The sequence below is a fragment of the Ensifer sp. SSB1 genome (assembly GCF_016652895.1).
Classification (GTDB): domain Bacteria; phylum Pseudomonadota; class Alphaproteobacteria; order Rhizobiales; family Rhizobiaceae; genus Ensifer.
Map to the genome: position 1 here is coordinate 1 of NZ_JAEPRP010000240.1, position 8,380 is coordinate 8,380.

General features: G+C 62.0%; 8 protein-coding genes and 1 pseudogene. 6 read left to right on the forward strand and 3 right to left on the reverse strand.

Translation table 11 applies throughout. The features are described 5' to 3' along the window. Nucleotides 1-28: 28 nt before the first annotated feature. Nucleotides 29-478: pseudogene (locus I8N66_RS34175) on the reverse strand (ATPase domain-containing protein); the annotation flags it as partial. A 156-nt stretch (nucleotides 479-634) separates the two neighbouring features. Next, nucleotides 635-1,774, reverse strand: a complete 1,140-nt coding sequence (alr, locus tag I8N66_RS34180) for an alanine racemase (RefSeq protein ID WP_291164019.1) — start codon at nucleotides 1,772-1,774, stop codon at nucleotides 635-637. Between the two features lie 149 nt (nucleotides 1,775-1,923). Here alr and I8N66_RS34185 point away from each other — a divergent pair, with 149 nt between their 5' ends. The 3 genes from I8N66_RS34185 to I8N66_RS34195 all read left to right on the forward strand — a co-directional run bounded on the left by I8N66_RS34185 (nucleotide 1,924) and on the right by I8N66_RS34195 (nucleotide 3,867). Beyond that, nucleotides 1,924-2,781, forward strand: coding sequence for an AraC family transcriptional regulator (locus I8N66_RS34185; protein WP_113536826.1), 858 nt, complete (start codon nucleotides 1,924-1,926; stop codon nucleotides 2,779-2,781). A gap of 124 nt (nucleotides 2,782-2,905) precedes the next feature. Continuing rightward, nucleotides 2,906-3,559, forward strand: coding sequence for an AzlC family ABC transporter permease (locus I8N66_RS34190; protein ID WP_291164034.1), 654 nt, complete (start codon nucleotides 2,906-2,908; stop codon nucleotides 3,557-3,559). Beyond that, nucleotides 3,556-3,867, forward strand: a complete 312-nt coding sequence (locus I8N66_RS34195; RefSeq protein WP_291164022.1) for an AzlD domain-containing protein — start codon at nucleotides 3,556-3,558, stop codon at nucleotides 3,865-3,867. The genes I8N66_RS34190 and I8N66_RS34195 overlap by 4 nt, the downstream gene beginning before the upstream one ends. A 168-nt stretch (nucleotides 3,868-4,035) precedes the next feature. Here I8N66_RS34195 and I8N66_RS34200 read toward each other — a convergent pair whose 3' ends face one another. After that, nucleotides 4,036-5,538, reverse strand: coding sequence for a replicative DNA helicase (locus tag I8N66_RS34200; RefSeq protein ID WP_112995436.1), 1,503 nt, complete (start codon nucleotides 5,536-5,538; stop codon nucleotides 4,036-4,038). A gap of 326 nt (nucleotides 5,539-5,864) precedes the next feature. Here I8N66_RS34200 and I8N66_RS34205 point away from each other — a divergent pair, with 326 nt between their 5' ends. The 3 genes from I8N66_RS34205 to I8N66_RS34215 form a co-directional block, all read left to right on the forward strand. Then, nucleotides 5,865-6,308, forward strand: a complete 444-nt coding sequence (locus I8N66_RS34205) for a MarR family transcriptional regulator (RefSeq protein ID WP_113536828.1) — start codon at nucleotides 5,865-5,867, stop codon at nucleotides 6,306-6,308. Nucleotides 6,309-6,313: 5 nt separating this feature from the next. Next, the gene (locus I8N66_RS34210; RefSeq protein WP_291164026.1) at nucleotides 6,314-8,020 is read left to right on the forward strand and encodes an MFS transporter; all 1,707 of its coding nucleotides are present in this window, start codon (nucleotides 6,314-6,316) and stop codon (nucleotides 8,018-8,020) included. A gap of 18 nt (nucleotides 8,021-8,038) precedes the next feature. After that, on the forward strand, nucleotides 8,039-8,380 hold a 342-nt coding region (locus I8N66_RS34215), incomplete at its 3' end, for a biotin/lipoyl-binding protein (RefSeq protein ID WP_291164030.1).

Below are 8,380 nucleotides of genomic sequence, written 5' to 3' on the forward strand. Positions count from 1 at the left end.
TTTCCAGGATGTCCTAGACATTGGTTTAGGCGGCGAGCAGCACGTCGCTGTCGGCAGCACCCAGGCGCTGCGCGCGCAGACGGACCTGTGCCACGGCCTCTTCACCCGAGACATAGATGACGCGGTGCTTGCGGCGCGAGAGGGCGGCGGCCGCCTGCATCAGCACGGTCGACTTGCCGATGCCGGGATCGCCGCCGACGAGCAGCGCCGAGCCGCGCACGAAGCCGCCGCCGGTCACCCGGTCGAGTTCGGAAATGCCTGTCTGGATTCGTGGCGCATCTTCGATCTCGCCGGAAAGTGTGGTGAGCGCAACCGGGCGTCCCTTCTTTGGCGCGCGCGAGGGTCCACCGCCGATGCCGGCTGTCGGATCGTCCTCGATGATCGTGTTCCATTCGCCGCAGCCTTCGCATTTACCCACCCAGCGGGTGTGGATGGTGCCGCAGTTCTGGCAGATGAATTGTGTGCGGGCTTTCGCCATCAGGGTCGACTTTCGAAATCTGGAAAGGTCACCGACGCTCGCGCGCGGCGATACTGCAGTGACGGGAGAATCACTTGTGTCGTCACATAATGCCGCGAAACGCGGAACAAAAGGTGAATTTTAATGAAGCCTGCGGGAAAACGCAGGAAAACCGCGTCAGACGGCGCCGACATAGTTCCTGATGTACCGACGCCCGAGGCTGGTCAGCAACTCATAGCCGATCGTCCCTCCGGCGCGCGCCACATCGTCGATGGCGATGTTGCGGCCGAAGAGCTCGATGTAATCGCCCGGCCGCGCTGCATCTGCCGGCAGGTCGGTGACGTCGAAGAGGCTGAGGTCCATGGTGACGCGACCCACATGCGGCACGCGCTTGCCGTGCAGGAAACCGAATGCTCCTGATGGCGTTGCCTGCCGCAGAGTCACGCCGCCGCCGGAGACCGAGCGATGGTAGCCATCGGCGTAGCCGACCGCGACGGTGGCAATGCGGCTGTCCCTGTCGAAGCGGGCAGAGGCGCCGTAGCTCGCCGTGCCGCCAGCCGCGACTTCGCGGATCTGAATGATCCGGGCCTCGGCGGTCACGACCGGGGTCATCGGGTTGGCGATGTCGTTGACCGCTTCGCCGCCATAGACGGCGATGCCCGGTCGGGTGAGATCGAAGTGATAGTCGGGCCCGAGGAACACACCGCCGGAATTGGCAAGGCTGGCATCGACGCCTTCATAGGCGGCCGTCGCTTCGCGGAATCGCCCGAGCTGGTAGGCGTTCAGCGGATGCTGCGGTTCGTCGGCACAGGCGAGGTGGCTCATGATCAGCACGGGAGAGAAGCTTGCGGGTCGCGCCGGGTCGTTGGCAAGCGCCACCGCTGCCTCGACCGTCAGGCCCAGTCGGTTCATGCCGGTATCGATATGCAGGACGCAGGGGTAGTCACCACGCTCGGAAAGTGCTGACATGAACACGGCAAGCTGCTCATCGGAATTGATGACGGGCACCAGGTCGTTGTCGAAGAAGAGCTCTTCGTTTCCCGGCCACATGCCCGCGAGAATGTAGATGCGCCCCTCCGGAACGAGCGGCCGCAGTTCCTCGCCTTCCTCGGCATTGGCCACGAAGAAGTCGCGCGCACCGGCAGCATAGAGGGCAGGGGCTGCTTGATCGATGCCGAGGCCATAGGCGTCCGCTTTGAGGACCGCCGACGCCCGCGCCTTGCCCGAGCGCGCGTTCATTGTCCGCCAGTTATCGGCAAGCGCGCGCAGATCGATCGTGAGGCGGTTGGAAGCGGAGAGGAATTCTGGGGGGAGCATGCCGGACACCTTCGTGGACGATCCAAAGAGCAATACAGCCAACGGCCGGTGGTCGCAAATACTCCCCCGCCGCCCGCGCGAAACGGCCCCGCGTGGAACGGAGCACTTTTGTGCAAGACGGAGCCGGTTGGGTTCACTATTGTTTCCGCATGCAGACGATTTCGCAGCAGCAGGCCATCGATGACACGCCGATTGAGGGCGCCGAACGCACGCGTTTCTGGCGCGACGCTCGTTTCATGGGGATGGAATGTCTGACGGCGACCTTTATCACCCATGAATTCGCGCCGCACGCGCATGAGACCTTCAGCATCGGTGCGATCGAGGCCGGTTCGCAGATCAGCAAGATCAAGGGCGAGCGCTCGCAAGCAGGTCCCGGGGACTTCTACCTGATCAATCCCGATGAGATTCACGACGGCCATCCCGGTGGCAGCGGCTATCGTTATCGCATGGTCTATCCGAGCGCCGATCTGCTGGTGAACATCATCGAGGATGTGACCGGCCGCGCCTTCAAGGGAACGCCGTCCTTCTCGAAGCGTGTGCTGCAGGATCCGGAACTCGCCTTGTCCTTTCATCAGGCGCATCGAACGCTTGAGCTGGCTGGCGGCACGCTTGAGGCCGAAGAAAAAATGTTCAGCGTGCTTGCGGCGATGTTCGAGAAGCACGGCAGCACGATCATCACCCCGATCGAGACGCGGGAGCAGTCCGCCGTGCATCGGGCACGGGATTTCCTCACCAAAAATTTTGCCGAGGATATAGGGCTTGAGGAGTTGGCAAGGGTCGCTGGGCTCAGCCGCGCACATCTGATCCGTGCCTTCCGCAAGGAATTCCATATCACGCCGCATGCCTTCCTCACCGACAAGCGTGTTCGCGCTGCCAAGACCTTGCTCAGGCATGGCTGGTCGGCGGTGGATGCCGCCTATCAGTGCGGTTTCGCCGACCAGGCGCATTTCAGCCGTCATTTCAAAGCCCGCACCGGCGTGACACCCGGGGCCTTCCGCGCCGGCTGATCACTTTCGTTCAATACGGGACCTGACGTGCGGTCTAGACGTTCTCTGTTTTCACTTGGGAATGGAGACAGGGACGTTGCAGGAGAGAAGTACATTTCAGGAATTTCGGGCTGCGGCGATGGCGATGACGCCGTTGATCGTCGCCGTCATGCCGGTCGGCCTGGTGTTTGGCGCCGTGGCGGCGGGCAAGGGGCTGACACCGGCGGAGGTGACGCTGATGAGTGCGCTGGTCTTTGCTGGCGGGTCGCAGTTCGTCGCCATGGATATCTGGACGCATCCGGCGTCCTGGGCGGCCCTCGGTTTCTCGGCTCTGCTCGTCAACATCCGTCATGTGCTGATGAGCGCCTCGATCGGCGGCAAGCTCGACGGTTTCTCCGGGCCGGCGCGCTACGCGTCGATGCTGCTTCTCGCCGACGAAATCTGGGCGATGGCCGAGATGCGCGCGGGTAACGCCAAGCTGACGCCCGCCTGGTATGCCGGCCTCGCCATTCCCTTCTACTGCGCCTGGGTGCTGACGAGCCTGACTGGGGCAATGCTTGGCGCCCTGCTGGGCGATCCGAAGGTCATCGGTCTAGACTTCGCCTTCCCGGCCGTTTTCATCATTCTGGTCATGGGGTTCTGGAAGGGCCGAGAAACCGGCGCCGTTCTGGCCGCAAGCGCTTGTGCGGCTGTGGTCACGCATCAATTGCTGCCGGGCGTCTGGTATATCGCTGCCGGGGCTGCCGCAGGCGTTGTCGTGGCCATGCTTTCAGGCGGACGCAAGGAGGCCCACGCGTGATCGTCGATCTCAACACATTGCTTGCGATCGTCGCTATGGCGGCCGCGACGATCGCGACCCGTATCGGCGGGCTCGTGCTCATCCGCTACGTGATGATCGGAGAGGGGCAGAAGCGCGCCCTTGAGGCCATTCCGCCGGCGGTTCTGATGGCGGTCATCGCACCGACGGCACTGGTCACCGGTCCGGCCGAAACGATTGCGGCTGCGGCGACGGCCGTTGCTGCAACCAGGCTGCCGCTCCTGGCATCCGTTGCCGTCGGGGTGATTTCGGTAGCGCTGTTGCGTCAGGTCTTGGGCGGCGCCTGGTAGATGACGGTGGCGGTTGGCCCCAAGGCTAGGCAGCTTTTCGTGAAGTAGAGCGGGATGGGAAACCGCAAACATTTTTCCCATCCCGCTCCGGCCGCCCCCACGGAACTCTAGAGAGCAATTCCAGGACAAAGTGTGTAGCGGTTTTCCGTCCGGGATTGCGTTATGATCTTAATGTTCTTCGTACTGGGTGAAGGAGGGATCGGCGAGGTCGGTGAACCGCGTGAATTCCGACTGGAACGCGAGCTTCACGGTACCGGTCGGTCCGTGACGCTGCTTGGCGATGATCACGTCTGCCGTACCCTTCACCTGCTCCATCTTCATCTTCCACTCTTCGTACTTCGGATCGAACTCGTCGCGCGGCTCCAGGTTCTTCACGTAGTATTCTTCACGGAACACGAAGAGCACGACGTCGGCGTCCTGCTCGATCGAACCCGATTCACGAAGGTCGGAAAGCTGCGGGCGCTTGTCTTCGCGGCTTTCCACCTGACGGGAGAGCTGTGATAGCGCGATGATCGGAACGTTCAGTTCCTTGCCGAGCGCCTTCAGGCCCGTGGTGATCTGGGTGATTTCCTGCACGCGGTTGTCGCTCGATTTGCCCGAGCCGGTCATGAGCTGGATATAGTCCACCACCAGGCAGTCGAGACCGCGCTGGCGCTTCAGACGACGGGCGCGGGCGGAAAGCTGGGCGATCGAGATACCACCGGTCTGGTCGATATAGAGCGGCACCTTCTGCATCATCTGCGAGCAGGCGACGAGCTTCTCGAAATCGGCCTCGGAAATGTCGCCGCGGCGGATCTTCGACGAGGACACTTCGGTCTGCTCGGAGATGATACGGGTTGCCAGCTGTTCGGACGACATTTCGAGCGAGTAGAAGCCGACGACACCGCCGTTTCTGGCCTTGAAAGAACCGTCGGCCTGGACTTCGGGTTCATAGGCGGCTGCGATGTTGTAGGCGATGTTGGTGGCAAGCGAGGTCTTGCCCATGCCGGGGCGCCCTGCAAGCACGATCAAGTCCGAGCGCTGCAGGCCGCCCATGCGGGCGTCCAGCGACAGGATGCCGGTGGAAATGCCGGAGAGGCTGCCGTCGCGCTCAAAGGCAGCGCCCGCCATGTCGATTGCAAGCGCCACCGCGTCGTTGAACGACTGGAAACCGCCATCGTAGCGGCCGGTTTCGGCGAGTTCGAACAGGCGGCGCTCGGCGTCTTCGATCTGGCCCTGCGGCGGCATGTCGAGCGGCGCGTCGTAGGCGATGTTGACCATGTCCTCGCCGATGGTGATCAGCGAGCGGCGAAGCGCCAGATCGTAGATCGCACGGCCATAGTCTTCGGCGTTGATGATCGAAACTGCTTCGGCGGCAAGGCGCGCGAGGTATTGCGCGACGGTCAGGTCGCCGACCTTTTCGTCAGCCTTGAGGAAGGTCTTGATGGTGACCGGGTTCGCTGTCTTTCCCATACGGATGATATCGCCGGCTACCTCATAGATCTTGCGGTGCAGCGGCTCATGCAGATGGACGGGCTTCAGGAAGTCCGAGACACGATAGAAGGCATCGTTGTTGACGAGGATCGCGCCGAGCAGGGCCTGTTCGGCTTCAAGGTTGTTCGGCGCCTCGCGATAGTGCTGGTCCACCTGATCCTTGCTGATAGGGGATAGCTTTCGCGCCGCGTCATTCATGTCGTTTTATCTCTGCCTCTATGTGGTGTGGCACCGGTTTGCGATCTACCGCGAGCCGGGTCAAGTGCAGGGGGGACACACTCACAAAGCGTCTCATCAGAGCCTCGCGCTTTTCCCGTTGTTCGACTGATCCACAGGCCAAGTTCACAAAAGCGTAGATTCTCGCCTTCCCACAAAGTTGGACGTTGACGAGCGAATCACCCAACCGGGCTAGCCAAGTGTAGCCCTCTCCCTATTCCGCTCAAATCTCCATCTTGAAAATCGGCAGCGATTGGATTAGATAGAGACAAAATAATTAGCATGCTAGTAATATGGAAAAGGTACAAATGTATCAGCCGACCGTGAACCGCGAATTGTTCGATGCCCTGTCGCTGCTCAATCGCAAGCTGCGGGCCGTGTTCGATGCTCGGGTGAAGGAGAGGGGGCTGACGCTGTCGCGGGCCCGCGCGCTTTTCGCCTTGACCAAGAAGGATGGCTTGAACCAGCGCGAGCTTGCCGATGAGCTCGATATTGAAACCCCGACTTTGGTGCGCCTGCTCGATGGCATGGAGAAGCAGGGTTTCATCGAGCGGAGGGTCGAGGCCACCGACCGGCGCGCCAAGCAGATCCACATGACCGACTTCGGTCGCTCGGTCGCTGACGAAATCCTCAAACTTGCCGACGAAATCCGAGCCGAAGTGCTGCACGGTATCGATGCGACCGAACTTGCCGTGACCAAGCGTGTGGTGCGGGCGATCGCCGACAACGTTCAGTCCCTGGCGCGGGAGTGACAGCGATGAGCGCAGTCGCGACCGCTGCTGCAACCGACAATCGCGGTGTCGCACCGCTGGAAACAGACGAGGCGAGCGACCTGGAGGAGATTGCTCCCGTCGCACCCGCCCCAGTCCCGGCGCCGGTGCCAGCCCCAGCCGACAAGAGCCTGGCGCTGTCGGCGGTCTATGTCGTCGGTTCCGTTCTTCTGTTCCTGACACAGGGCCTGGGCATGAACCTGGCGCTGGCCAATCTCACGCAGGTCCAGGGTTCGCTCTCGGCAACCTCCGTGGAGGCTGGCTGGCTTTCGGCGGCGTACATGGCGCCCAATGTCAGCCTGTCGATCGCACTGGTGAAGATTCGCGCCCAATACGGGCTGCGTCGGTTTGCCGAAATCAGCATCGTCGGCTTCGTCATCGTATCGCTGATGAACGTTTTCGTTTCCGATCTGCATTCCGCCGTCGTCGTCCGCTTCATCAGCGGCATCGCGGCTGCGCCGATGTCGACACTCGGCTTCCTCTACATGCTCGAAGCCTTTCCGCCGGCGCGCAAATTGACGGCCGGCCTCGCACTGGCGCTCACCTGCACGACGATCTCCGCGCCGATCACACGACTCATCTCGCCGACCCTGATTGAATACGGCCAATGGCATGCGCTCTACACGCTCGAGATGGCGTTGGCGCTGATCGCGCTGCCGATCATCTATCTTCTGCCGCTGACGCCGGTGCCGCACGCCAAGGTCATCCAGCGCATGGACATTCTGAGCTACCTGCTGGTCGCCATCGCCTTCGGCTGCCTCGCCATCGTGCTGACCATGGGCCGTCTCTACTGGTGGCTCGAAGCACCCTGGCTCGGCGTTCTCCTGGTCGTATCGATCGCGACACTGACGACCGTGGTGCTGATCGAGCTTCATCGCCAGGTGCCGCTGATCGATGTGCGCTGGATCGCCTCGAAGGAGATCATCCACTTCACCGCTGTGTTGTTGATCTTCCGCCTGGTCGCTTCCGAGCAATCGACGATCGCCACGAACTTCTACCAGCAGATCGGCCTCCAGTTCGAACAGGTCGCAACGCTCTATTGGATCATCCTCGCAGCGGCGATTGCTGGCGGTCTGCTCTGTGCCGTGCTGATGAACCCGCAGCATGCGGAGCGCGTGCATATCCTGGCGCTCGGGCTGCTGGCGACCGGCGCTTACCTGGACAGCCAGGCGACAAGCCTGACGCGGCCCGAGCAGATGTATATGAGCCAGGCGATGATTGCGTCCGGCACCGCGCTGTTCCTGCCGCCGGCGATGGCGCGCGGCTTCAAGGCCGCGCTGATGAAGGGGCCGAGCTACATCCTCAGCTTCATCGTGATCTTCCTCTTCACCCAGAGCATCGGCAGCCTGATCGGCTCTGCGGCTTTCGGGACCTTCATCACGATACGCGAGAAATTCCATTCCAACATTCTGGCCGAGCAGATCGTCCTGTCCAACCCGCTGGTTGCCCAGCGCGTCAACCAGCTCTCCGCCGCCTACAGCAAGGTGATGGGCGACAAGGCCTTGCTGAATGGCGAAGGCACCCTGCTGTTGTCGCAGCAGGTGACACGGGAAGCCTACATCCTCGCCTATAATGACGCCTTCCTGCTGGCTTCGGCGATCGCGCTTTTCGCGCTCGCAGGCCTGCTCCTGCACATGTCCTGCAACTGGCTCACGCAGAGGCTGACTGGCCCTGCGCCGATACCGGCCGCCTGATCAATCGAGTTGATGACCATGTTGAAGTTCCTACGCTCCCCATCGACCATCATCGTGCTGCTTGCTGGCATCGCCGGCGTGACCCTGGTGCTCTATGCTTGGCGGCTGCCACCGTTCCACAGCTCCGTGGAGATGACGGAGAATGCCTATGTGCGTGGCTATGTCACGATCATGAGTCCGCAGCTCTCGGGTTACGTTGCCGACGTTCCGGTGCATGACTACGAAACGGTCAAGGCCGGGCAGCTGCTGGTGAAGATCGACGATCGCATCTATGCGCAGAAGCTGGCCCAGGCCGAAGCGACGCTTGCCGGACAGAAGGCGGCGCTCGCCAATTCCTATCAGCAGGAACTGTCCGCTACG

Excerpts from the sequence above, each read along its gene's own strand:
- alr (WP_291164019.1), bottom strand. The coding sequence starts at position 1,774 with ATGCTCCCCCCAGAATTCCTCTCCGCTTCCAACCGCCTCACGATCGAT.
- I8N66_RS34185 (WP_113536826.1), top strand. The coding sequence starts at position 1,924 with ATGCAGACGATTTCGCAGCAGCAGGCCATCGATGACACGCCGATTGAG.
- I8N66_RS34190 (WP_291164034.1), top strand. The coding sequence starts at position 2,906 with ATGACGCCGTTGATCGTCGCCGTCATGCCGGTCGGCCTGGTGTTTGGC.
- I8N66_RS34200 (WP_112995436.1), bottom strand. The coding sequence starts at position 5,538 with ATGAATGACGCGGCGCGAAAGCTATCCCCTATCAGCAAGGATCAGGTG.
- I8N66_RS34205 (WP_113536828.1), top strand. The coding sequence starts at position 5,865 with ATGTATCAGCCGACCGTGAACCGCGAATTGTTCGATGCCCTGTCGCTG.
- I8N66_RS34210 (WP_291164026.1), top strand. The coding sequence starts at position 6,314 with ATGAGCGCAGTCGCGACCGCTGCTGCAACCGACAATCGCGGTGTCGCA.